We start from the raw sequence: 25,609 nt of genomic DNA, 5'->3' as shown, positions 1-25,609 counted from the left end.
CAAGCTAAAGAGTTTTATAAATAGGAGAAAACTATGAGTAAATATTCTTTAGAAACTTTAGCGGTACATCGATCTATTCCAGAAAAAAGTGGTTCTGTACAAACACCGATACATCAAACATCTAGCTTTGTATTTGAAAGTACAGAGCATGCAGCTAAGCTATTTGCACTAGAAGAATTTGGTAGTATATATTCACGCTTAACGAATCCTACTGTAGATGAATATGCTTCAAGATTAGCCAATTTACATGGTGCAACTGGAGGGTTTGCTTGTTCATCAGGTCATGCTGCACAGTTGTTGATACTTTTGAACTTACTTCAAAGTGGAGATCATATTGTTGCTTCAAAATATTTGTATGGTGGATCTATAACACAACTAACACATACATTTCCAAGACAGTTCGGTTGGCAGTCAACTCTAGTTGATATAAATAAACTTGATGAAGTCAGAAATGCTATTCAAGATAATACAAAAGCATTGTATATTGAGTCGCAATCAAATCCATCAGGAGTTATTGCTGATATAAAAGCTCTTGCAGAGATTGCTCATGAGGCTGGTATTCCACTCATTGTAGATAACACTGTTGCTACACCTTATTTACTCAACCCAATTGAGCATGGTGCTGATATAGTTTCTTATTCTTTAACAAAATATTTAAGTGGTAATGGTTCTATAGTTGGTGGGGCAGTTGTTGATAGTGGTAATTTTGACTGGACAGCAAATGATAAATTCCCTTTATTATCAGAACCAGATTCATCTTATAATAATATCTCTTTTGCTAAGGCATTTGGAAAACTTGCTTTTACTGTTAGGGGATTAGCTGTAGGCTTACGTGATATTGGAGCTACACTTAGTCCACATACAGCATTTTTAGCAATTCAGGGTTTAGAAACTTTAGGTGCAAGACTAGATAGACATGTTAAAAATGCTGAAATAGTCGCGAAGTTTTTAAATGCTCATCCAAAAGTTAAAAAAGTAAATTATGCAGGTTTAGTAAACTCACCATATAATCTTCTAGCAAATAAATACTTCACGAAGGGGTTAGTTGGGCTTTTGACAATAGAATTAGAAAATGGTTTTGAAGCAGGTAAGAATCTTGTGGAGCAAACAAAGCTATTTACTCATTGTGCAAATATTGGTGATGCTAGAAGTTTGATAATCCATCCAGCATCTACAACTCATTCTCAATTAAGTGAAGAAGAAAAATTACAGTCAGGGATTTCTAATGGTTTAGTTAGATTATCTGTAGGTTTAGAAGATCCTAATGATTTGATTGAAGATTTAACACAAGCTTTAGAGTATTCGGAGGTGAATTATGACGGTCAATGTCAAAAAGTCATTTAATTACTTCAGTGATTTGAAAGTTAATTTCTCAAATCAAATTAGTTTTAAAAGTACTGGTATTAAACATCTTCGCATAGCTGTTGTTAATCTAATGCCAACTGTCAAAGAAACAGAAAAACAATGGAAAGATGTGCTTTCTCAGAATAGTTCTACGATTGTTGATTTTGTCTTCTTTCATTCTTTAGTAAGGCCTAGTACTCGAGTCCAGAAGAGTCATTTAGAGAAGAATTATTCCAATTGGCAAGATTATGATTTTGCCGAGTTAGATGGGATTGTTATTACTGGAGCACCAGTAGAACTATTAGCGTTTGAAGATGTAGATTTTTATGAAGAAGTTTGTGAAATTATCACAAAAAGTCTTGAATATGATTTATCTGTAATGCTAGTTTGTTGGGCTGCTCAAGCAGGTCTAAATTACCTGTATGATATTCAAAAAGAATGTTTAGATCATAAGTTATTTGGTGTCTATGAGCATAAACCTATTAAGCATGATCATCCATTGCTAAAAGGTGTAGAGGGTCAACTTAAAGCTTGTGTATCAAGACAAACAACAATAAAAGATAATAATGTCTTAAAATATACTGATGTTATCTTAGCATCGCCTATAGATGGTTTGGATTGTTTGGTTGATAAAACTCATAAAATCACATATATGCTTAATCATTTGGAGTATACGCAAGCTACTTTAGAAACTGAATATTTAAGAGATAAGGCTGCAGCTGAAAATATAACAAAGCCTTATGGCTATTATAATGATAATGGAAATATAGATTACTCTTGGCAAAATGATAGAGTAGCTTTTTATTCTAATTGGTTGGATACCTTAAAAGAAAATAAATCTTAATCCTTTATTTATCAAAAATATCTTTATGTAAATAATTTTCTGATTTGGCAATAACTGTTGATACAGCAAGATCACCGGTAATATTTACAGCTGTTCTAACCATATCTAATATCCTATCTATACCAATTATCAAAGCTATACCTTCAACAGGAAGTCCAACTTGCGATAATACTAAAGTTAAAGTAATAAGACCTATGCTAGGGATTCCAGCAGTTCCTATTGAGCTTAATGTAGCAGTTAATATAACTGTGATATATGCAGAAAGACTAAGGTCAATATTATAAATATGGGCTATAAATACTGTAGCAGCCCCTTGCATAATAGCAGTACCATCCATATTTATAGTTGCCCCAAGAGGGATTGAAAAGCCACATATTTGTCTATCGATACCAACTTTATTTTCTGCAGTATCTAAAGTTAAAGGGATAGTAGCATTACTACTAGCAGTTGAGAAAGCAAAAAGTTGAACAGGTAACAATTTACTAAAAAATTTGATAGGGTTTAATCTTGCGAGAATTCCTATTAAGATTCCATTTGTGATAAAAAGATGAATAATCAAAACTAGCAGTACTGTAAAAAAATAACTGAAAATATGTAGAAATTTGCTAAATTCAGTCGTTATAACTAGTTTTGAAATTAGAGCAAAGACACCGTATGGGGTAAGATTTATGACAATATTTGTTAGTGACATAATTACATTGTTTATATCTTGAAACCACTGGTTTATCCTTTGTCTAGAAGGCTCTTGTGTAAGGCTTATAGCTAAGCCAAATAAGATAGCAAAAACTATTATCTGTAATAGATTACCTTGTTCAAATGATTTAAAAGGATTTTCAGTAAATAGCCCTAAAATTGTCTGAGTTAAACTTTGAGCCTGACCTGTATTATAGTGTAAATCTGTTGTGGCTATATTTGCTCCAGCACCGATATTGAATAATAACGCGATTGAAATAGCTAATGAAATTGCTATAGCTGTTGTCATTATATAAAGACAAATGGCTTTACCACCAACTCGGCCAAGGATTTTTGGATCAGATATATTACTTGTACCACAAATTATTGATACTAGAACTAGTGGCACAACTAGCATTTTCATTAAGGTAATGAAAATTGTACCAACGATATCTAAAATACCGTTTACAAGGTATTGTCTAACCCAAAAGACATCAGAAAAAAAATGAAATATTGAGCCGAAAATAGCCCCTAAGATCATAGCTAGAATAATATTGCGAGTAAGCTTTTTATTCATAATTTATATCCTATCTTTTCAGTTAGAGTTTAACATTTAAGGATAAGATTTGCTATGATGTCTATTTTTACAATCCCCAAGCAGCGATTATATCCTCTTCAGAGATTTTCTTTTGATTGAGGTTTTCAAAATAAATCATATATTGCTTTATAAGTTGGGCAATATACATATCTTCACCTGAGATATAAAAGATACTGTTTTTATTACAATATTCTAGTAGATGATTTTTCTTATTATCCTTTTCAGGCATAGCATGACAAAATACTATTTTTGTATTCTTAACCAAATCTATAAATTGAGTATTTTGCTCTAGATTAGGCGATGATGAAATAGGAGTTGCATCAACTACTAGATCATAAGGCCCTTCAAAGTGGGGGATGTTTTCTATACCCAGCTCTTTTCTTTTTTGAGCTACTTTTTCAGCATTTCTACCGATGATAGTTACTTTGATACCTAAATCTTGCAGTACCTTAAAAGCAACACCAGAGACACCGCCATTACCGTAGATTATAGCAGTTTTGATATCTTGTTTAGATTCTTTTATACCTTTAGCTAAAGCTGTTTGTAAACCATGACAATCAGTATTATAACCATAAAGCTTGCCATCTTTATTAATAATAGTGTTTACAGCTAGAGTCTTCTGAGCAAGAGGCTCGACATAATCTAAGAAAGGGATTACCTTTGATTTTAGACCATTATGAGCTGTAACAGTGCCACCATTTATAAAAGGTGCTTTAATTGTATCAGTATAAGTCTTTGCTGAGATTTCTCCCTCAAATGTGAAGTAGCAAAGATTTAGCCCTAATTTTTGAATAGCTGTATTATGCCTAGTTATCGAAGAGTTACTACCTGATGTTGACAGTAACAGTTTAGTTTTAGTATTTATAGGGGTTTTAAAGATATCTAACATATATTTTAACCTATGATTTATTAACTATGGATAATCATTAATGAATGAGACCTTAAGCTTGGAAGTTCACCAACACTAACCTTTTGTATAGTTTCTGTACCTGCTTGCTTATGATTAGCAACAATATGCCACTCTTTACTATCAGGTTTTGGTAAAAGATCATTTATATCATAATTATCAATAGCTGTCGCATTATAGACAATAACGATATCTTTCCAACTATCACCATTAGCATAGTTTTTAAAGTGAGAAATGATAACTCCTGATTTACTATCATGATGGGCAGTTGTTATATTTAGGTTTTTATCAACAATTGCTCTATCATTTATTCTAAATGCAGGATGTTCCTTACGTAGCTTTATCAATCCTTTAACATAGTCAAAGAAATCTTTGTAATGTAGTTTATCAGACCAGTGAAAAGCATTTACATCATCGCCACTTTTATAACTGTTGTGATCACCTTGTTTAGTTCTTAGAAACTCTGCACCACCATGGATAAATGGTATTCCTTGGGCAGTTAAGATTATTCCTAATGCTAGAGCGTTTTGACGCACAAGAGTACTTTGGAAAATGTCACTAGGTATATTCTTTCTATAGCTGTTTGTTGCGATATTATGATTTTGACTCTTTTCTATTTGATCCCATAATGTATAGTTATCATGCGCATCAGCATAATTGACAGATTCGTTTGGTTTAGCGGTTAAGTTATGGATGGAGCCTCTTAGACCTTCAATAACATTACCTATATTTCCAGGGCAATGAGGATTGCCATTTATAAAGCCGTTACCAGGATTATTGTTACCACGAATAGCATCCCTAAAGGAATCGTTAAAGACTGAGAAATCTTGGTTTCTTTGCGTGCCTCTGTGAGTACCATTTGTTAGAGGTGAATTATCAGCTTTCCATGGCTCACCATATATTATTACATTTGGATCAACTTGTTTTGCCCTTGTAACTATATTTTTTATAGTATCTAAGTCAATCAGCTCCATTAGATCAAAACGAACCCCATTTATTTTATAGTTTTTGATCCAATGCACGACAGAATCTTGAACAAATTTACTTACCATAGGGCGTTCAGTCGCTAGTTCATTACCACAACCTGAGCCATTAGTGAAATTACCTAGCTCATCAGTTCTAAAATAGTATTTAGGTACAATTTTATCTAGATTTGATGTGTCAGTCATATGGTTATAAACCATATCCATCACAACACCAATACCTTTTTGATGGAATTTTAGAATCATTTCTCTAACACCCTTAATCCTTTGAGTAGGGTCGTAAGGGTCTAGTGAATAGCTACCATCTGGGGCATTATAGTTTTTAGGGTCATATCCCCAGTTTCTATTGTCTTCTTCATCAATTTTTTTCTCATCAACCGAAGAAAAATCAAAAATAGGTAGTAGATGTACATGTGTAATACCAAGCTCTACTAAACTATCAATTCCAGTTGATACTTGTTTATCACCATCGGTATAAGTAGTGTTTTCTTCTACAGCACCAAGGAATTTGCCACGAAGTTTTTCATCTATACCACTTTCAGGACTTATTGTAAGATCACGAAGATGTACTTCATAAAGAATAGCATCATTTTTGTTTGAAACATTCTCAGATTGGTCTTCTTGCCACTTCTCAGGCATTAGCTCAGAGCTATTTAAATCTACTAAAAAGCCACTGTCACCATTTATACCTAATCCACAAGCATAAGGATCGACAGCGTATGTTATTCTTGTATAGATGTTGCCTCTAGGGTCTAAATCATCAAAATATAACCTATATAAATAGTACTTGTTTTCATAGCTGCTACGATTTATTTCTACATGATGAGTTCCATATTCCGGTTCTGGAATTAGTTCATATGAGAAGTCAGGTTGCTTTTTGTTATTAGCTAAGTCTTGATTATATAAAAGAACTTCAACTTTTTTTGCAGTAGGTGCCCATAGTCTTAGAGATATTGTATTTTCATTAAAGATTACTCCCATATCATTTTTAGGGTAATGAAATTTATCTAAATAATTTCTCATCAATACCTTTGTTGGTAAAAAAGTATTATTTGCACGGATTTCAATTAGATCTGAGCCTTTTATATTTTCAGGAAGATTTGTAAATACTATCTGCTGAGCCTTTTCTTTTATGATAATATCAACATTATCAACTTTACTAGAGTTTAACCATAGTTCAAAAAGTGTTCCAACTTGCGGCTTATCAGATAAGTAAGCTTTGATTTTATCACTCTCATCCATTACAGCATATTCTATTCTAGGGTTTGTTCTATTAACCACATCTACAAGAGAAGTATAAATATGAGCATCACCCTGAATAATATAGTAGTTATTATATTGTTCAGATATATCAAAGGAGTTAGTTTGTTCGCTCCATTCATTATGCCAGTTTATTCCCCATGTTTTTTTTCTTGCAATAACGTTATCTTTATCGCACAGAGCATAAACTCCAAAATCACTTCGACTAGACAAAAATACTATTTCAGTTGATTGATCTTCACTATAAGTCCATAGATCCCAGCTAAAGTTTTCTCCATGATATTGACCATCTTTCTTAATAAAATGTACTAAGGCTCCTTGGCGTTTTTCTCTAACTATTTCAAAACTTTTTTCAGCAGTAATAGAAGGATCTTGTTTACTAAAACATTTAATGTCAATTTGAGATATTTCATCACTTATGTTTGGATCAACAAAAAGCTTGTTATCCGTTATGTGAATTTGATGCGTTTTGGGAAAGATTTCCCATTCGACATCTACAATCTTACAACGTTGGCTAACTGATTTAGTAACAGCGACTAAATCAACTTTATAACCTAAAGCTATAAAATTTTCAGATGATTTAATTTCTAGTTTATTTGAGTTAACAAGCCAGTTGAAACTTAAAGGGATAAAATCATTATCATTTATTGAAACTTTAAACTCATTACCATTTAAATCAACTAATATAAATGAGTACTGGTTTGTTCCTGGAACAAGATTTTCTATAGAAAATATATCTTTAGCTAGCCATAAACTGCCATCATCGTTATCTATAGTCCAATTAAGTTTAAGATCTTCTTGCTTTTGCCAATTGTTAAATTTCCCGACAACATACCCATGTAAAAATCCATTTGCTTGTATTCTAAATCTAATACTATTTGTTTCATAATCTAAGTTAATATCATGGGCAACATTTAGTAGACTAAAGTTTCCATGTTTATCTTGAATCCAGATATTTTGATCTATTGTTTGCATATAATATAATTCTCTTTCAATTAAAATATACGAATAATTATTCTTTTTATGAAGCTACCGGTTTTAGGACTAATGTAGCCATTGGAGGTATTTTGATACTCACTCTTTGATCGAATCCATGTGAACTTTCTTGTTCTGTAAATATTTTATCTTCGATAATCTGTCCAGAACCACCAAATTTATGCTCATCTGAATTAAATACTTCTTTATACGAGCCTGCTTTTGGAACACCTAAATGATAATCGTAGTATACCTCAGGTGTGAAGTTACATACAAAAATTAAATGATTACCAGCTTTATCACTTCTCACAAAAGATAAGATGCTTTGTTCAGAGTTATTTGCATCTATCCATTGGAAACCTTGATGATCATAGTCACATTCCCATAATGCTGTTTCATGGCGATAAAAATCATTTAACTCTTTGAAAAATGTTAATGTTTGTTTATGAGAGTCATACTCATCAACAACTTGCCATTGTAACTGCTCATACTCACGCCACTCAACAAACTGTCCAAATTCGCTACCCATGAAGATAAGTTTTTTACCAGGATGACCTATCATGTAAGTCATGTATAAGCGTAGGCCGGCATATTTATTCCACAAATCTCCCCACATCTTATTAATTAGAGACTTCTTGCCATGAACTACTTCATCATGAGATATTGATAAGATAAATTTCTCTGAGTAGTGGTATACCATTGAGAAAGTAATTAAATTGTGATGATATTTACGATAAACCGGATCTAATGCAATGTATCGTAACGTATCGTTCATCCACCCCATATTCCATTTGAAATCAAAACCAAGACCGCCATCTTCGACAGGTGTTGAGATATCTGGCCAAGATGATGATTCTTCAGCAATTGTCAAAACACCTTTGCATGTGTGTTTAAGTACGCTATTTAGCTCTTTTAAGAATGCTATGCCTTCTAAATTTTCATGACCACCATATATATTTGGCTCCCATTGACCATCTTCTCTATCATAATTTAGGTATAGAATGTTTGATACCGCATCAACACGAATTCCATCAATATGGAATTCACTTATCCAATACATTGCATTTGATATAAGAAAGCTTTTAACTTCATTTCGGCCTAGGTCAAAGTTTTTTGTACCCCAGCCTTTATTTTCTGCTTTATTATAGTTTTGGTATTCATAACAGGGGCTACCATCAAAGTTTATTAAACCATGTTGATCTTTACAAAAGTGTCCCGGAACCCAGTCTAAAATTACACCAATATTTTCATTATGTAATTTATCAATAAGAAGCTTTAGGCCCACGAGATCTCCATGGCGACTATTAACTGAATAAAATCCAGTAGGTTGGTATCCCCAAGATGCATCTAAAGGATGCTCGTGAAGTGGCATAAATTCAACATGGGTATATCCCATTTCTTTAACGTATTTTGGCAGGGTTTTAGCTATTTCATCATAACTCATAAACTCACCATCTTTAGTTTTCCAAGATGCTAGGTGTAATTCATAAGTGTTTATTGGAGTTTCGTAATGATTAGTTTTTGCACGCTTTTTAAGCCATTTATCATCACTCCATTTATATTTTGTTTTTGTATTGATAATAGAAGCGGTATTTGGTCTTAATTCAGAAAAAACAGCATAAGGATCACTTTTATGGACTTCTTGATTAGTGTGTTTATTTGTAACAACAAATTTATATTTGTCACCATTTTTTGCTTCAGGTATGAAAATACTCCATAGTCCAGATTCACTAACGGGTTTCATATAATATTTATCATTTACTCCCCACAGGCTGAAATCACCAATTACACAAATGCTTTTAGCATTAGGAGCCCATGTTGTAAACCTGATGCCTGTAACTCCGTTTTCTTGAGATTCGTGAGCACCCATAAAGTTATATGCGTAGATATGCTTACCTTCATGAAAGTAATATCTATCTAAATCGCTTATGTTTGTGTTTGTGTCAAAATCTTTTTTTAATTTTTTCATAAAAGCTCCTAATAAAATAATTCAAAACCAACAGCACCTTTTATAAAAAATAAGGTCTACTCAGTAAGTTTATAAATATCACTATTTTTATACTAACAAATTATTAACAGCTATAGTATTACTAAGTTTATATCAGCTTGATAAATTAGCTAAATTCTCTAAAAAAAATCTATAAATAATAAGTTTATTAATTATTCTAAATTGAGAAAGATAGTGGTAAGATGAATAGCATATTAGTTTTATTTATGGAATGTTGATTATGTATTAATCAATAACAAAACACTAAGGTAAAATAAAAAAATGGCAATTCAAACTGTATCGACAAAACCGTTTGCTAATCAAAAACCAGGAACATCTGGGTTACGTAATAAAGTCAAAGCTTTTAAGCAGCCTGGATATCTAGAAAATTTCGTTCAATCAACTTTTAATTCCTTAGATAATATAGCAGGAAAAACCTTAGTAGTAGGTGGAGATGGTAGATATTACAATAAAGTTGCAATACAAACTATTATCCGTATAGCAGCAGCTAACAAATTTGCTAAGATAATAGTTGGTCATAATGGTATATTATCAACTCCTGCAGCTAGTTATGTAATCAGAAAATACAAAGCTTTTGGTGGAGTTATCCTATCTGCAAGTCATAATCCTGGTGGGCCAAACGGTGACTTTGGTATAAAATATAATATTTCAAGTGGCGGCCCAGCACCGGAAAAAATCACAGAAAAAATTTATCAAGAAACTCAAAGTATTGATAAATATTATATAAGTGATGCTAGTCAAGATGCTATTGATTTAAGTAAAGTTGGTACATATGCAATAGAAAGTACAACTGTAGAGGTTATTGATTCAGTAGCTGATTATGCTGAATTAATGCAACAAATATTTGATTTTGATAAAATTCGTGATCTTTTCAAAAAAGGCTTTAAAGTTCGTTTTGATTCTATGAGTGCTGTTTCTGGTCCGTATGCAAAATATATTTTTGAAACTGCATTAAATGCTCCTGCTGGAACTGTTGTTAATGCAGAACCTCTAGAAGATTTTGGAGGTCTTCATCCTGATCCTAATCCAGTAAACGCTGCAGATTTAGTAAAACATATGCGTGGTGGTGAATATGATTTCGGGGCAGCCTCTGATGGTGATGCAGATAGAAACATGATCGTTGGTAAAAAGATTGATGTAGCACCTTCAGATAGTTTGGCTATTATGGCTGCTAATGCTAATCTTATTCCTGCATACTCGAAAGGTCTTAAAGGTGTTGCAAGATCTATGCCAACATCGGCAGCTGTCGATAGGGTGGCAGAATCTTTAAATATTTCTTGTTATGAGACTCCTACAGGTTGGAAGTTTTTTGGTAATCTTCTTGATGCTAATGAGATTACTCTATGTGGTGAAGAAAGCTATGGAACAGGTTCTGACCATATTCGTGAAAAAGATGGTGTTTGGGCTGTTTTATATTGGTTAAACTTAGTAGCAGCAACAAATAAAAATATAGATGATTTAGTGGCTGAACATTGGCAAAAGTTTGGGCGTAACTTCTATTCTAGACATGATTATGAGGCGATTGATATTGAAATTGCTAATGAAATTATGACTTCATTAAGACAAAAAGTATCACAGTTACAGGGAAGTAAACTTTGTGGTCAGATCGTAGAAAAAGCGGATGATTTTAGTTATAAAGATCCAATTGATGGCTCAGTTTCAAATCACCAGGGTATAAGAGTTATTTTAGAGGATGGCTCACGTATTGTATTTAGACTATCTGGTACAGGAACACAAGGAGCTACTTTAAGGGTATATTTAGAGAAATATGAAGCAGATGTTAATAATTTTGACATCCCAACACAACAAGCCCTAGCAGAGCTAGTAGATGCTGCAGAGAGTCTAACAAATATTAAATCTTTAACGGGAATGAAAGAACCAACTGTTATAACATAATTCTTAAGAAAAATATTAAACAAAGGAGTTAATAATATTATGAAAAATCCTGATACTTCACCAAATCATCAGTTGTATAAAAAAGCTATGGCGCTAGTTTTAGCAGGAGGCCGTGGCTCGCGTTTATATAATCTTACGGATACTCGTGCAAAGCCTGCAGTTTATTTCGGTGGTAAGTTTAGAATTATAGATTTTGCTTTATCAAACTGTTTGAATTCTGGAATACGTAAAATTGGGGTTGTGACTCAATATAAATCACACTCTTTATTACGTCATTTACAGCGTGGCTGGGGCTTTTTAAGAGGTGAGTTGAATGAGTTCATAGATCTGCTTCCAGCACAGCAAAGAGTAGATGAAGAGCATTGGTATAGAGGTACTGCTGATGCAGTTTATCAAAATATTGATATTTTACGTTCATACTCTCCAGAGTACGTCGTTGTATTGGCAGGTGACCATATCTATAAAATGGATTACTCTGTAATGTTACGTGATCATGTGAAAAGTGGTTACAAATGTACAGTTGGGTGTGTTGAAATCCCTAAAGAAGAAGCATTTGCATTTGGAATAATGGGTATTAATGAAGAGCGTGAAATAACAGGCTTTGTTGAGAAGCCACAAGAGAATGCTCCAACAATACCAGGCGATTCAGATAGATGTTTAGCAAGTATGGGTATTTATATCTTTAATTCAGACTATTTATATGACCTTCTTGAAGAAGATATAAAAAACGGCACATCAAGCCATGATTTTGGTAAAGATATAATCCCAAGAGCAGTAAAAGAACAACAAGCTTTTGCTCATCCATTTAGTATGTCATGTGTACCTAGAGGTGATGATGTTGAACCGTACTGGAGAGATGTAGGTACAATTGATGCTTTTTGGGCAGCGAACCTTGATTTAGCAGCAAACATGCCAGAGCTAAACTTGTACGATAAGGATTGGCCTGTTTGGACAGCTCAAGAGCAACTACCTCCAGCAAAATTTGTTCCAGATCAAAAAGGTAATCATGGTATAATTACAAATACCTTAACATCTGGCGGATGTATTGTACTTGGTTCAGAGCTTTCTAAGACACTAATGTTCTCAAAAGTTAGAATATCATCGTATTGTAAAATTGATCAGTCGGTTATAATGCCTGATGTTGTGGTAGGAGAGAATTGTCGTTTGAAGAAAGTTGTAATTGATAAAGGGTGTAATATTCCTGCTGGAATGGTGATTGGTGAGAATCCTGAAGAAGATGCAAAAAATTTCTTTAGAACTGATAAAGGTGTAGTTTTAGTTACTAAGCCTATGATTGATAAGTTAATAAAAAAATAAATTAATTGAATATAAGAGAAAATCATGCGAGTTTTACATGTCTGTAGTGAATTATATCCACTGCTAAAAACTGGAGGCCTTGCAGATGTTACAGCTGCATTACCTCCTGCGTTATCAGAAATAGGTGTTGATAGTAGAGTATTAGTTCCTGGCTTTCCAGCATTTATGAATAGTGTTGAAGAAAAAGAACTTTTAATAGAGCTATCAACTAAATTTGATGATCAAGTATCTATATTTCTAGCAAGAATCCCTAATACACAAATCAAAATATATGTGATTGATGCTCCTAGTTTATATGATCGACCAGGAAATCCTTATACTGATAAAGATAATAAGGAATATGCGGATAACTATAAAAGGTTTGCTTTATTAGGTTGGGTTGCTGCTGAGTTAGTAAAAGGTCTTGATTGTCAGTGGATTCCTAATATAGTGCATGGGCATGATTGGCATTCAGGACTAGTTCCTGCATATATAAAAGCAGCTGAAATTACAACAGGTATAAAAAGTGTAAAATCTGTTTTTACTATACATAATTTAGCATATCAAGGGCTTTTCCCCACAGATATTTTTCCAGAGCTAGGATTACCTAATGATTTCTTAGGTATGAATGGTATGGAGTTTTATGGTCAAATTTCTTTTCTGAAAGCAGGTTTACATTTTGCTGATAAGATAACTACTGTTAGTCCAACATATGCAAAAGAAATTCAGTCACATGAACAAGGCTGTGGTTTAGATGGGCTATTATCTAAAAGGAAAAATGACTTATATGGTATCTTGAATGGAGTAGATCCTAATGTTTGGAATCCACGTATAGATCCTGTTATAAAAAATAAATATACTAAAGAGTCTGCTGCTATTAGTAAAGCAAAAAATAAGTCATTCCTACAGAAATCAAAAGGTCTAAAGGTGCAAAATACTGCGCCTTTATTTGGTTTAGTAAGTCGTTTAACGGAGCAGAAGGGATTACATCTTGTTATTGCTGGATTAGAGGAAATCATCTCTAGAGGTGGCCAACTTGTCTTACTGGGAAGTGGTGATCGTATTTTAGAAGATGAGTTTAAAGCTATAGCAGAAAAATATCCTGAATCTGTATCTGTATATATAGGTTATGATGAAAAATATGCTCATGAAATTGTTGCAGCCTGTGATGTTATTTTAGTTCCTTCTCGTTTTGAACCGTGTGGTTTGACACAGCTTTATGGATTAGTTTATGGTACTTTACCTCTTGTTCATAAGGTCGGAGGTTTAGCAGATACTGTTACAGATACATCTTTAGAGAACTTAGCAGATAATACTGCTACAGGTTTTGTATTTGAGAAATTTACAGTGGAGGATTACAAACGAGCTATTCGCAGAGCTTTTGCACTATATGATCGCAAAGTTGATTGGCGAAAAGTTAGAAAAATAGCAATGCAACAAGATGTTAGTTGGAACGCAGCTGCTGACAGACTACATGGTATTTATCAACAGTTAATCAAAGAAATAGACTAAAAAAATCTCATATATCTTGTATAGAAAATGTTTTAATGACATTATATTGCCTAATTAAATCAATATTTTTAAACTAAAGTAAATTTCTTATTAAAGGTTTTATTAAAATGAATGAAAAAAATCAAATTGAACTATATCTTGAAAAAATACTAAATTGCGATGTTAGCCAAGCAAATGATCAAGATTTATACTATGCTTTGCTAAGTTATGCTAAAGAGCAAACAGCAAAGCTTCCTGAACAAGTCTATAAAAAGAAAATCTACTATATTTCTAGTGAGTTTTTAATTGGTAAAATGCTAATTAGTAATCTAATTAATCTAGGTGTTTATGATGACGTTTGCCGCATATTAAAAGACAGTGGCAAAAATATTGTACAAATTGAAGAGTTTGAGCCTGAACCATCTTTAGGTAATGGTGGTTTAGGAAGATTAGCAGCATGTTTCTTAGATTCTATAGCATCATTAGGTATTCCTGGAACAGGTATCAGCTTGAATTATCACTATGGTTTATTTAAGCAAAAGTTTAAAAATCACAGCCAAAGTGAAAAGCCAAACCCTTGGATAGAAAAGTTAGGCTGGTTAAATAAAAAAGATGTTAGCTATAACGTAGATTTTAATAACTTTAGTGTTGAGTCTCAGCTATGCGAGATTGATGTAGTCGGTTATGCAAATAATTTTGTAAATAAATTATGCTTGTTTGATATTACTAGCGTTGATCCTGATGTTATAGAAGATGATATTACATTTGATAAAACTGCTATTGAGAAAAACTTGACACTATTCTTATATCCAGATGATAGTGATGAAGATGGGCATCTTTTAAGAATTTTCCAACAGTATTTTATGGTTAGTAACGCTGTGAGTTTAATTTTCTCGGATATTACTAAAAATGGTTACTCATTAGAAAGTTTACCAGAGCACGCTGTTGTACAAATTAATGATACTCATCCAACTTTAGTTATTCCTGAATTAATTCGTCAATTAATAGCTAATGGTATCGATATAGATAGAGCTATAGAGCTTGTTAGTAAAACAGCTGCTTATACGAATCATACTATTCTAGCTGAGGCTTTAGAAAAATGGCCTTTAAGTTACTTAGAGAAAGTTCTATCTAAAGAAATGATAGATATTATCAAGTATCTAGATAAAAAAATTAAAGAGCAATACACAGATCATGAACTTGCTATAATAGATGAAAATGATTGCGTTCACATGGCGCATATTTGTATTCACTATAGCTTTAGTGTAAATGGTGTTGCAGCACTTCATACTGATATTTTAAAGAATTCAGAACTAAAACATTTTAATGATATATATCCAAATAAATTTAATAATAAGACTAATGGTATTACATTTAGACGTTGGCTATTACAAGCAAACCCAGAATTAGCATCTTATCTAAAAAGTTTAGTAGGTGATAGTTTCATTCAAGATTCTAAGCAATTAGAGAAGTTATTAGCATATCATAATGATAAAAATGTATTAGCTAAGCTTGATGAAATCAAAAAAACTAAAAAAGATCAGTTTGTAGAGTTTGCAAGTTATTACTCAGGTGTTGATCTATTAAAAGATGGTATCTTTGATGTTCAAATCAAACGTATTCATGAGTATAAGCGTCAACAGATGAATGCTTTATATATTATTCATAAATATCTTGAGATTAAATCAGGCCTATATCCAAAACCTAAGCGTCCAATTAACTTTATTTTTGGTGGTAAGGCTGCTCCTGCTTATACTATTGCTAAGCACATTATTCATTTGATTTTATGCTTACAAGAGCTGATTAATAATGATGAGGAAGTTAATCAATATATCCGTGTACTTTTTGTTGAGAACTATAATGTTAGTGTTGCTGAGAAATTGATTCCAGCTACGGATGTTTCTGAGCAAATATCTTTGGCTTCTAAAGAGGCTAGTGGTACAGGTAATATGAAGTTCATGCTAAATGGAGCTATTACTCTTGGTACTATGGATGGTGCTAATGTTGAAATAGCTGAGTTAGTTGGAAGTGCTAATATTTATACATTTGGTAAAGATAGTGATACGATTATTGATTTGTATAAAACTAGTGGTTATAAATCGATAGATTATTATCACAACCCAGTTATTAAAAATGTTGTTGATTTTATAATCTCGCCAACTTTATTATCTATTGGTGATAAAGATAAGCTAATTCCTTTATTTAATGAGTTGATAAGTAAAGATTGGTTTATGACTTTGATAGATTTAGTTGAGTATATTAAAGTTAAAGATCAAGTGTTTAGAGATTATGAAGATCGTGAGCATTGGTTAAGAATGAGTTTAGTAAATACAGCTAAATCTGGTTTCTTTAGTTCTGATAGAACTATTGGCCAATACAATAAGCACATTTGGAAGATATAGGTAACTATATTTTAATAAACTACTGTCATACTACGGCTTGACCGTAGTATCCATCCTCATTGACTGAATTATCAATGGATTCTATGGTCGATGCCATAGAATGACAATTTATATTGGAGTTTTTTGTGGAAAAAACTGGAGTCTTATTAGCGATATCAAGTCTTCCTAGTCACTTTGGTATTGGCGACTTAGGTAAAAATGCTTATAAATTTGTAGATATCTTAAAACAAGCAAATATTAAGATATGGCAAGTATTACCGCTTACACCGTTAGGCTATGGAAACTCACCATACCAATCTAGCTCTTCATTTGCTGGTGATGAAATATATATAGCTATTGATAGTTTAGTTGAGATAGGTTTACTAGATAAATCTGATATCAAATATTGTAATGCTGATTTAGATAAAGTTGATTACGAAGTAGTTAGGTTGCATAAAGATAAATTATTGCAGAAAGCTTTTGAAAACTTCAAAGCATCTAACGATGAGAGTCTTAAACTAGAATATAAAAAGTTTATTGATGAAAATAGTTGGGCATTAAACTATGCTATTTTTAAAGCTTTTCGAAAAGCTAATAATAATCAAGCTTGGAATCTTTGGCCACAAGAGTATAAAAATTGGATAAAGGATAAATCTATAGAGCTTGAAGAATATCAGTCAGATATTGATTATGAACTATTTTTACAATATGTATTTTATAAGCAATGGTTTAAGCTAAAAGAATACGCCAATCAAAATTCTATACAAGTCATGGGAGATTTACCTATTTATTTAGGTTTTGACTCTGCGGATGTATGGGAATATCAAGATGTATTTTTATTAGATAAAGATCAAAATCCAACATTTGTTGCTGGAGTTCCACCAGATTTCTTCTCTGCAACAGGACAGTTATGGGGAAATCCATTATACGACTGGGATAGATTAGAAGAGACTGGCTTTGAATTTTGGATAGAACGTTTAAAAGGAAATTTTAAGCTATTTGATATTGTTAGGATTGATCATTTTAGAGCCTTTGATACATATTGGAAGATTCCAGCAGGTGCTGAGACAGCTATCAATGGTGAATGGATAGAAGCTCCAGGATATAAGTTTTTTGATACTGTTTTTGAGAAATTACCTAATGCAAATATTATTGCTGAAGATCTTGGAGATTTACGTCCTGAAGTATTAGAGCTACGCGATCATTATAATTTAAAAGGGATGAAGGTTTTTCCTTTTCACTTTGATCTGAAGACTGGTAGTTTTATTGAAGATGCAAATATTGTTGCTTACTCAGGAACTCATGATAATAATACGCTAAAAGGTTGGTATTTTGATGAGCTAAATAGATACCAAAGAAAACTTTTAAAACGTTACTTTAGAGCTAATGATAGAAATATTTTTAGAAAAATTATTAAGTATTTGCTTCATTGTGACGCTAAATATGTAATATTGCCAGTGCAAGATATTCTTGAGTTAGATAGCAGTGCTAGACTAAATACTCCTGGTACAGTTGGCTCGCCAAATTGGCAATGGAAACTAGTTGATTTTGATGGGTTGTACCAATTTATATCTAGATTAGATTAATAGCCTCTTTTGCTTAAATATTTTATATATAGATGGGATTATCATATATAACCTATATGTAGTTAGGGCTGAACTATTGTAAGATAATTTGAATGCGTAGAAATATATAATTATAATTGGAGTTATACGAGAACACACGAGAGTAATTATGTTTAATAAACTAAAAACGTTTTTTTCAAAGAGCGAAAGTAGCCCTCAGGAGGTAGTCTCAACAGATGTACCTATTCAAGAATACTTTAAGGCCGAGGTAGAAGACTCTCCATATCTTAAGGAAGATTCTTATGATTTAGTAATGAAGCACTTGAATCATGAGATCAATATTACAAAAACAGAAAATAAGCTTAGTTCTGATGAAAAGAAAGCTCTAGGCTTAAATCCAAGGCAAGTTATAACAAAAGAGGTTGTCCAAGTTCTTAACAAGGATGGGTTAAAACTTAGTAACCCTAAAGCAGTTCTTTCTGATATTTACTATAAAGCTGCAATGGCAAAGTCCCGAGAAGATAGTTTTGCCAAAGCCTCTCGTATAGGGATAAAGAAATTTACTCTACTATTGGCTGGTGACGAGAGTGAATGTGCTTGGTGTAAAGAGAATTCCAATGTTCAGCTTGGTACTGACGCTCTTGAGGTTTTTAACAAAAATTGTTCTTGTATTCCATATAGCAAAACTATAATTCAGCCTGTAATTGAGTTCTAAATACGTATAACAAGTTGTAGGGACAGGCAATGCGTTAAAACACACGAAATCTTAAACGTGACAAATTATCCAAAAAGTAAGGAAAGAGTTAGTTATAAATAAAAATGTCATGCTGGATTTATTTCAGCATCCCTCTCTATAAGTATTGATTTCATTGAGATCCTGAAACAAGTTCTGGATGGCTTAGTTATATTTACATATATACTTTTTTGGATGGTATCCAATATTTGCTATTGCTTATATATCAAAAAAGCTTAAATTAGTTCAAATAAGAAGATGAAAATTAATCGGGTGATTATATATAAATAGGTAGGTCAATTGTATACTTTAATATTTCTGCACCAAAAATCTGATTAAATATAGGAACTGATGTAAGATTTCCTCTTAAAGGAGAAATATATTCTAAAAATATTTTTTCAGGAATAAATAAAGATAAGTTAGTTAGGCTATTAGCTTGTTTTAAGTCGATAGTATCTTTTAACTTTCTTTGCCATTCTGCAAATGCTGTTGCATAGTCACCCTTAGACTCATGTAATTCTCCAGCAAGAATATATGCTTCACATAATGCAAATATTGAGCCTTGACCTGCTAGTAATGAAGGGGCACTTGAAGCATCTCCTACTAAGGCTACTCTACCTTTATGCCAATTTTCCATTTTCACCTGGCCAACACTATCAAAAAATATATCATCAACGTTGTTAATACCTTTTAAAGCCTCATGTACTTTACCATCAAAGTCTTTAAATAATGATAATAGAATCTCTTTTTTCTCTTCTAGTGTTTCTGGTTTCTTTGTAATCAGAGATTTATCAAACGCAAAAGTAACTATAGTTTCTTGATTACCTAAGGATATTAATGAGACTTGTTTATCTTTATCTAGATATAAATCATAAGAGTTATTAGTATTTAGTTTAGAGCTATAGCTATAGAATGAAGCTATACAAGTTTCTATATCAACTTCATTATATTCATCTTTATCGAAAGCTATAGAGCGTGTATGAGAGTGAAAACCATCTGCACCTATAAATATATCAAAAGATTCTTTTTTACCATCTGAGCGTTCTATAATAACTGAGTCACTATTTTCTTCAAAGGTAACGATGTGAGTGCCAAAAACCACATTAGTTTTCTCAAGATTACCATAAATTATAGAAAGAAGGTCAACTCTTTTAATACTGATAAATTTGCCATAATTATTTTTTATTATTGATGAAATATTTATAGGAGTAGATTTTTTATCTGTATTGTCATGACATTTTAAATACTTTAATTCGATAGCCTTTTCTTTTATGTTATATAATAACCCCATTTTTGTTAATACTTCGTATCCAGATCCCCAGGAATTAATAAGATATCCTTCGGTTGGTAGTTTTTGCTTTTTTTCAAAAACAGTTACTTCAAAGCCATACTTTTCAAGCCACCAGGCTAGAGATAATCCCGCAACTCCTGCGCCATTAATAGCTATTTTCATAAAATTATATTTCTTATATTTTAAAAATTATATAATAGCAATTTTATATGACAAACAAGATAAGTAAAGTAAATAAAAGCGACTATCTCTAAATAGATAGTTAATAGATCCTTTAGTAGAATAAGAAATTTTATATATTAAATTCTTATAGATAATGCAAGATAGATATTTTTATATAATATTTATTAACACCCAAATATGATAGAATCTTTTACAAATTTATAGTTATGTGAAATTTTTAATTAGTATGCTTACATTTCAAGAGATTATTTTAAAGTTACATCATTATTGGGCATCTAAAGGATGTGCTATTATTCAGCCATTAGATATGGAAGTAGGTGCTGGTACCTTTCATCCAGCTACAACTCTACGAGCGATAGGTCCAGAGCCATGGACAGCGGCTTATGTTCAACCATCTAGAAGACCTACAGATGGTCGCTATGGTGAGAATCCAAACCGTACACAGCATTATTATCAATATCAAGTTGTGATGAAGCCATCACCAGATAATATTCAAGAGCTATATTTAGGTTCACTAAAAGAGCTAGGAATTGATGCTTTGGAAAATGATATTCGTTTTGTTGAGGATAACTGGGAGTCGCCAACATTAGGTGCCTGGGGACTTGGCTGGGAAGTATGGTCAAATGGAATGGAGATCACGCAATTTACATATTTCCAACAAGTTGGTGGACTTGAATGTAAACCTGTGATGGGAGAGATTACATATGGTCTAGAGCGTCTTGCAATGTATATACAAAATGTTGATAGTATGTATGATTTACTTTGGGCAAATACTCAAAATGGGCCTTTATACTATCGTGATGTATTTCTACAAAATGAAGTTGAAATGTCAACTTATAATTTTGAAGAGGCAAATGTAGAAGAGCTATTTAAACAGTTTGATTTGTTGGAAAAAGAAGGCTATCGTTTAGTTGAGAAGAATCTTCCTATTCCTGCTTATGAATTTGTATTGAAAGCTTCACATACTTTTAACTTGCTAGATGCTCGTCATGCAATATCTGTTACAGAAAGACAGGGTTATATTTTGCGAGTTAGAAAGTTAGCTTTAGAAGTTGCTAAAGAATACTATAATGCTAGAGAAAGGTTAGGTTTTCCAGCTTTTAAAAAGTAATTTTCTAATCTGTCATACTACGGCTTGACCGTAGTATCCATATATCTGTTAAAATTTGAATAGATTCTATGGTCAAGCCATAGAATGACACGTTGGGTTGGTTAACTATGAGATCTATCAGTCAAATATTGGAGTTTCTTGGTATTCAATACTTATCTAAAAGTGATTTTCAAATTGAGTCACTTTATCTAGATAGTCGTAAATGCGATAGTCAATCAGCTTTTGTCGCGCTAAAAGGTCAAACAACAGATGGAAATAAGTATATTGAAACTGTTATTTCTAAAGGAGTTAATTTAGTTTTAACTGATAGTATTGAATTTGAGGATAGGGATAAGATCTTTTGTGTCGAGGGTTTAAAGAATAAGCTAGCAAGTTTAGCTATATGGTTTTATGACTACAAAAAGCCAAAAAATATCATAGGTATAACTGGTACAAATGGTAAGACTTCAATTTCTAATTATATTGCACAACTTTTAGATTTAAATGCTCAGAAATCATTATTATTAGGCACAAATGGTAATGGTATTTATCCCAACTTAAAAGAAAGCTCTCATACTACACTTGATATCCTGTCGCTGTATCAAACAATAAACCAATATGGTCAAATAAATAGCTATTATCCAGAGCAATCCTACTGTCATCCTGAACTTGATTCAGGATCTCGCCAAGATAAACCAAAACTACCTCCGCAATCCACCCCTTCATACTTCGACTCCGCTCAGCAATCTGAAGGAGAATTAATGAATCTAGTAATGGAAGTATCTTCCCACTCATTAGATCAGAAGCGTGTTAAAGGTTTAGATTTTGATATTGCGGTGTTTAGTAATCTTAGTCATGAACATCTTGATTACCATAAAACTATGCAGAGTTACTTTGAAGCAAAAGCTAAACTATTTCAGTTTGAGAGCTTAAAAAAAGCAATTATAAATATAGATGATGCTTATGGTCAAAAGCTTTGTGATCTTTGTAGTTGTGAAGTTATAACAGTGAGTATGAGATCAAAACAAGCAGATGTTTATTTGAAAATAAAAACTATTGAAAATATGCAAACAAGTTTTGAGTTGTATGCTTCTCAGAAATATCTTGGGACTTATCAAACAGCTCTAGTTGGTGAGTTTAACCTAATGAATTTAGCTTTAAGTTTTGCTGCTTTAGATGGATATCTTGTTAGAGAACAACTTTTAGAGAATATAGCTAATATCCAGCCTGTAAAAGGGCGTATGGAAGTTATCCAGCTAGATAATGGAGCTAAGGTTATAATCGATTATGCACATACCCCTGATGCTCTAGAAAAAGCTTTGCAAACACTACAAAATTATTCTCAAAATACTTTATGGAGTATCTTTGGTTGTGGTGGAGATAGAGATACCACAAAGAGACCTGAGATGGCTAAAATTGCTGAAAAATATGCTGATAAGGTTATTGTTACAGAAGATAACAACCGATTTGAAAATATAGATAATATTTTTAGCGATATAAAAAAAGGCTTTAATAATGTAGATCAGCATAAGTTTATTCCATCGCGTAGGGATGCTATCAAATATGTAATTGAGAAATCTAATGCTGGCGATATTATTCTTTTAGCTGGAAAAGGTCATGAATGCTATTTAGATAAAAATGGCGTCAAAGAATATTTTGATGAACGAGAAGTTGTCAATAAGTATAAGTAATGCTTTTTGTTTTTAGTCTAAGATTTCTTTATAATGATTTTTATATATAGCTTTTCTCTAATAGATAATGCTTAAAACATTAACTTTGTTATTTTCTAGCTTATTGATTCTATCTGGTTGTAGCTCGGTTAGATTTAGCTCAACTCCCGGGAGTTTTGTAACTTTAGACTCTGAGAAAGTTAATTTCTAAATGGTATTTATTAGTAGCTTATTTTAAACTTAAGGATTATGTGTTTCTATAAGATATAATGTTAATGGAATATAGATATTTTGAAATTTGGGATAAGTTTATCCTGACACGAGATAAGTTATTTTCGGATATTAAATTTAAAAATCAGAAAGAAAAATTTATATTAGTGTTAGAGGCACGAATTAATTCTTTAACTGAAGAACTACTTTTCCTAGCTAGAAACTCAAGATATACTTCAAGTCAAATTCTAATGAGAAGCACAATTGAGACATATATAGATTTAAAATGCTTAGTTCAAGACGATTCTTTTATTGATGTTTTAATACAATCTGAAAGAGAATCTGAAAAAAAATATTTAGAAAATTTTAGTCCAAATAATAAGTATTATGGATTACAGTTTGAAAATGATGTTCAAAATAGGTTAAAAAAGCTTTATAAAGATAACGACAAGTCAAAGCATATTAGAATATATCAAAAGTTTGAGAAAGTGGGCGAGTTGGATTTTTATAGAACAGTTTATAATTATTTATGTCGACATACTCATGGCAATATTACGGCGCTTGCGTCTAAACACTTTGAGGATGATAAAATTAAATTAAATAGATCTTTAATAAGTAACTCTGAATTTACATTTATATTATCTTCATCAATAAATACAGCTATAGCATCGACACTCGAAGTTTTAGAAGAGTTTAATTTTAAAGCAGAAAATACTATATTATTTAGGGAATTTATTGATGATGTTAATAAACTTGCAAATATAGATAGTAATAGTAACAAATAATACTATTTTTGATAAAATTACAAATTAATGATTTTACAACTATTTACTCATTATAGGATATTAAATGATCAAATCACTAAAACAGCTAGCGATACAAGCAGGCTTAGAATATATCGGTGAAGATATTTTAATTCAAACAGTAGCTATTAACTCAAATGAAATAAAACAAGATGCTTTATTTGTAGCGATTGTAGCTAGTCGTGATGGACATGAATTTATTCCAAGTGCTATTGAAAATGGTGCTAAAGCGCTTTTAGTTTCAAAAAAACAAGACTTAGATATTCCGCAAGTAGTTTGTGCTAACACTATCAAAGGTTTAAGAGCTTTAGCAAAAGAATATCGTAAATCATTAAAGATGCCGATAATTTCTCTAACAGGAAGCTGTGGGAAAACAACAGTAAAGGAGATGATTGTAACTCTTTTATCTGGTAAAAAAGTGCATTTCACTCAAGGTAATTTTAATAACTATCTTGGTGTGCCAATGACAATATTAGAAACATCACAAGATGTTGATTTTGCAGTAGTTGAAGCAGGTACAAATGTTGGTGGTGAGATAAAAGCAGCTGCTGATATTATTCAACCAGATATCGCTATGATTACAAATGTTGGAGCAAGCCATTTAGAAAATCTAAAAACTTTAGATGGTGTGATGATAGAAAAGGGCGAGCTTTTGAAGGCATTACCTAGCCATGGCTATTGTGTAGTAAATCTTGATGATGAAAGAATTCCTACTTATGTAAATAAGTTGGACTGTCATAAGATAACCTGTTCAATGAGTAATAAATCTGCTGATATTTTACTTCTAGATTACCAAGTATCATCAGAGTATTATGATGTTAAAGTTAGAATATTTGATAAAGAATATAACTATAAGTTACCTAATATTGGTAAGCATAATTTACTGAATAGTATATTAGCTATAGCGAGCGTAGTTGCTACAGGTATTGAGCCAGCTGAATTTTTATCAAATACTCAAAAAATCAAGAGCTACAAAGGACGATTTACTAGTGAGAAAATAACTGATAAATTAACTTTAGTTGATGATACTTATAACGCTAGTGTTGCTGCAATGAAAGCTGCTGTTGATGATTTGACTGATTTTCAAGGTAAGAAAATACTTGTTGCAAGCTCTATGAGAGAGCTAGGTGATGAGGCTGAGAATTATCATAGACAAATGGGGCAGTGGTTAAAGCAAGCAAATTTAGATAGGGTATATCTATTTGGAGATAGTCAGCTAATGAGTTGTGTACTTAAGCAAGCGAATGATCATAGAGTAAGTTATTATGAGTCGAAGGAAAACTTAAATAATGACTTGCTAAATTTTATAAAAAAATCTCAGCTATCTGAGGCTAAAATAATAGTCAAAGGTGCTAGAAGTTATAAGATGGAAGAAGTAGTCGCTTTTATAAAACAAAATATAGGTTAAT

The 25,609-nt window shown here is 32.1% G+C and carries 17 protein-coding genes; 12 read left to right on the top strand and 5 right to left on the bottom strand.

Annotated elements, in window-relative coordinates; all coding sequences use genetic code 11:
- The first annotated feature begins 33 nt into the window (after positions 1-33).
- Together F7310_RS08055 and F7310_RS08050 are read left to right on the top strand one after the other, a co-directional pair.
- On the top strand, positions 34-1,344 hold the full coding sequence (locus F7310_RS08055) for an O-acetylhomoserine aminocarboxypropyltransferase/cysteine synthase family protein (RefSeq protein WP_072713091.1): 1,311 nt from the start codon (positions 34-36) through the stop codon (positions 1,342-1,344).
- A complete protein-coding gene (locus tag F7310_RS08050) occupies positions 1,316-2,188 on the top strand; it encodes a homoserine O-acetyltransferase/O-succinyltransferase family protein (protein WP_072713090.1) in 873 nt (290 codons plus the stop codon). Before F7310_RS08055 ends, F7310_RS08050 begins: the two co-directional genes overlap by 29 nt.
- Before the next feature lie 4 nt (positions 2,189-2,192).
- On the opposite strand, the gene F7310_RS08045 is transcribed toward F7310_RS08050, so the two are convergent.
- From F7310_RS08045 to glgB, 4 genes are all read right to left on the bottom strand, one after another.
- Entirely contained in the window at positions 2,193-3,437 is a 1,245-nt protein-coding gene (locus F7310_RS08045) for a dicarboxylate/amino acid:cation symporter (protein ID WP_072713088.1), read from the bottom strand.
- A gap of 67 nt (positions 3,438-3,504) precedes the next feature.
- Positions 3,505-4,347, bottom strand: a complete 843-nt coding sequence (locus tag F7310_RS08040; RefSeq protein WP_072713086.1) for a shikimate dehydrogenase family protein — start codon at positions 4,345-4,347, stop codon at positions 3,505-3,507.
- Between the two features lie 20 nt (positions 4,348-4,367).
- Complete coding sequence (gene pulA / locus F7310_RS08035) at positions 4,368-7,583, bottom strand: type I pullulanase (RefSeq protein ID WP_072713084.1); 3,216 nt, start codon at positions 7,581-7,583, stop codon at positions 4,368-4,370.
- A 46-nt stretch (positions 7,584-7,629) separates the two neighbouring features.
- Positions 7,630-9,552 carry a 1,4-alpha-glucan branching protein GlgB gene (gene glgB, locus F7310_RS08030; protein WP_072713082.1) on the bottom strand — a complete coding sequence of 641 codons (1,923 nt, stop codon included), beginning with the start codon at positions 9,550-9,552 and terminating at the stop codon, positions 7,630-7,632.
- 300 nt (positions 9,553-9,852) lie between these two features.
- On the opposite strand from glgB, the gene F7310_RS08025 reads away from it, so the two are divergent.
- The 6 genes from F7310_RS08025 to F7310_RS08000 all read left to right on the top strand — a co-directional run bounded on the left by F7310_RS08025 (position 9,853) and on the right by F7310_RS08000 (position 18,935).
- Positions 9,853-11,487 carry an alpha-D-glucose phosphate-specific phosphoglucomutase gene (locus F7310_RS08025; protein WP_072713081.1) on the top strand — a complete coding sequence of 545 codons (1,635 nt, stop codon included), beginning with the start codon at positions 9,853-9,855 and terminating at the stop codon, positions 11,485-11,487.
- A 39-nt stretch (positions 11,488-11,526) separates the two neighbouring features.
- The gene (gene glgC, locus F7310_RS08020) at positions 11,527-12,804 is read left to right on the top strand and encodes a glucose-1-phosphate adenylyltransferase (RefSeq protein WP_072713079.1); all 1,278 of its coding nucleotides are present in this window, start codon (positions 11,527-11,529) and stop codon (positions 12,802-12,804) included.
- A 24-nt stretch (positions 12,805-12,828) separates the two neighbouring features.
- Positions 12,829-14,295 carry a glycogen synthase GlgA gene (gene glgA / locus F7310_RS08015; RefSeq protein ID WP_072713078.1) on the top strand — a complete coding sequence of 489 codons (1,467 nt, stop codon included), beginning with the start codon at positions 12,829-12,831 and terminating at the stop codon, positions 14,293-14,295.
- 107 nt (positions 14,296-14,402) lie between these two features.
- On the top strand, positions 14,403-16,676 hold the full coding sequence (gene glgP, locus F7310_RS08010; RefSeq protein ID WP_072713076.1) for a glycogen/starch/alpha-glucan family phosphorylase: 2,274 nt from the start codon (positions 14,403-14,405) through the stop codon (positions 16,674-16,676).
- Between the two features lie 125 nt (positions 16,677-16,801).
- Positions 16,802-18,241: a 4-alpha-glucanotransferase gene (malQ, locus tag F7310_RS08005; RefSeq protein WP_072713075.1), complete on the top strand. Its 1,440-nt coding sequence runs from the start codon at positions 16,802-16,804 to the stop codon at positions 18,239-18,241.
- A gap of 148 nt (positions 18,242-18,389) precedes the next feature.
- The gene (locus F7310_RS08000; protein WP_072713073.1) at positions 18,390-18,935 is read left to right on the top strand and encodes a hypothetical protein; all 546 of its coding nucleotides are present in this window, start codon (positions 18,390-18,392) and stop codon (positions 18,933-18,935) included.
- A 295-nt stretch (positions 18,936-19,230) separates the two neighbouring features.
- Here the strand turns inward: F7310_RS08000 and F7310_RS07995 are convergent, their stop codons facing one another.
- Entirely contained in the window at positions 19,231-20,406 is a 1,176-nt protein-coding gene (locus F7310_RS07995) for an FAD-dependent monooxygenase (RefSeq protein ID WP_072713071.1), read from the bottom strand.
- 247 nt (positions 20,407-20,653) lie between these two features.
- On the opposite strand from F7310_RS07995, the gene glyQ reads away from it, so the two are divergent.
- From glyQ to F7310_RS07975, 4 genes are all read left to right on the top strand, one after another.
- Complete coding sequence (gene glyQ, locus F7310_RS07990) at positions 20,654-21,538, top strand: glycine--tRNA ligase subunit alpha (RefSeq protein ID WP_072713070.1); 885 nt, start codon at positions 20,654-20,656, stop codon at positions 21,536-21,538.
- 107 nt (positions 21,539-21,645) lie between these two features.
- Positions 21,646-23,208 carry a Mur ligase family protein gene (locus F7310_RS07985; RefSeq protein ID WP_072713068.1) on the top strand — a complete coding sequence of 521 codons (1,563 nt, stop codon included), beginning with the start codon at positions 21,646-21,648 and terminating at the stop codon, positions 23,206-23,208.
- 254 nt (positions 23,209-23,462) lie between these two features.
- Positions 23,463-24,182, top strand: a complete 720-nt coding sequence (locus F7310_RS07980; RefSeq protein WP_072713066.1) for a DUF5677 domain-containing protein — start codon at positions 23,463-23,465, stop codon at positions 24,180-24,182.
- Positions 24,183-24,246: 64 nt separating this feature from the next.
- Positions 24,247-25,608 carry a UDP-N-acetylmuramoyl-tripeptide--D-alanyl-D-alanine ligase gene (locus tag F7310_RS07975; protein WP_072713065.1) on the top strand — a complete coding sequence of 454 codons (1,362 nt, stop codon included), beginning with the start codon at positions 24,247-24,249 and terminating at the stop codon, positions 25,606-25,608.
- The last annotated feature ends 1 nt before the right edge of the window (position 25,609 follow it).

Origin of the sequence: Francisella uliginis (genome assembly GCF_001895265.1) — a bacterium.
In the GTDB taxonomy this organism is placed as follows: domain Bacteria; phylum Pseudomonadota; class Gammaproteobacteria; order Francisellales; family Francisellaceae; genus Francisella; species Francisella uliginis.
This window is presented reverse-complemented; position numbering and strand designations above follow the sequence as displayed.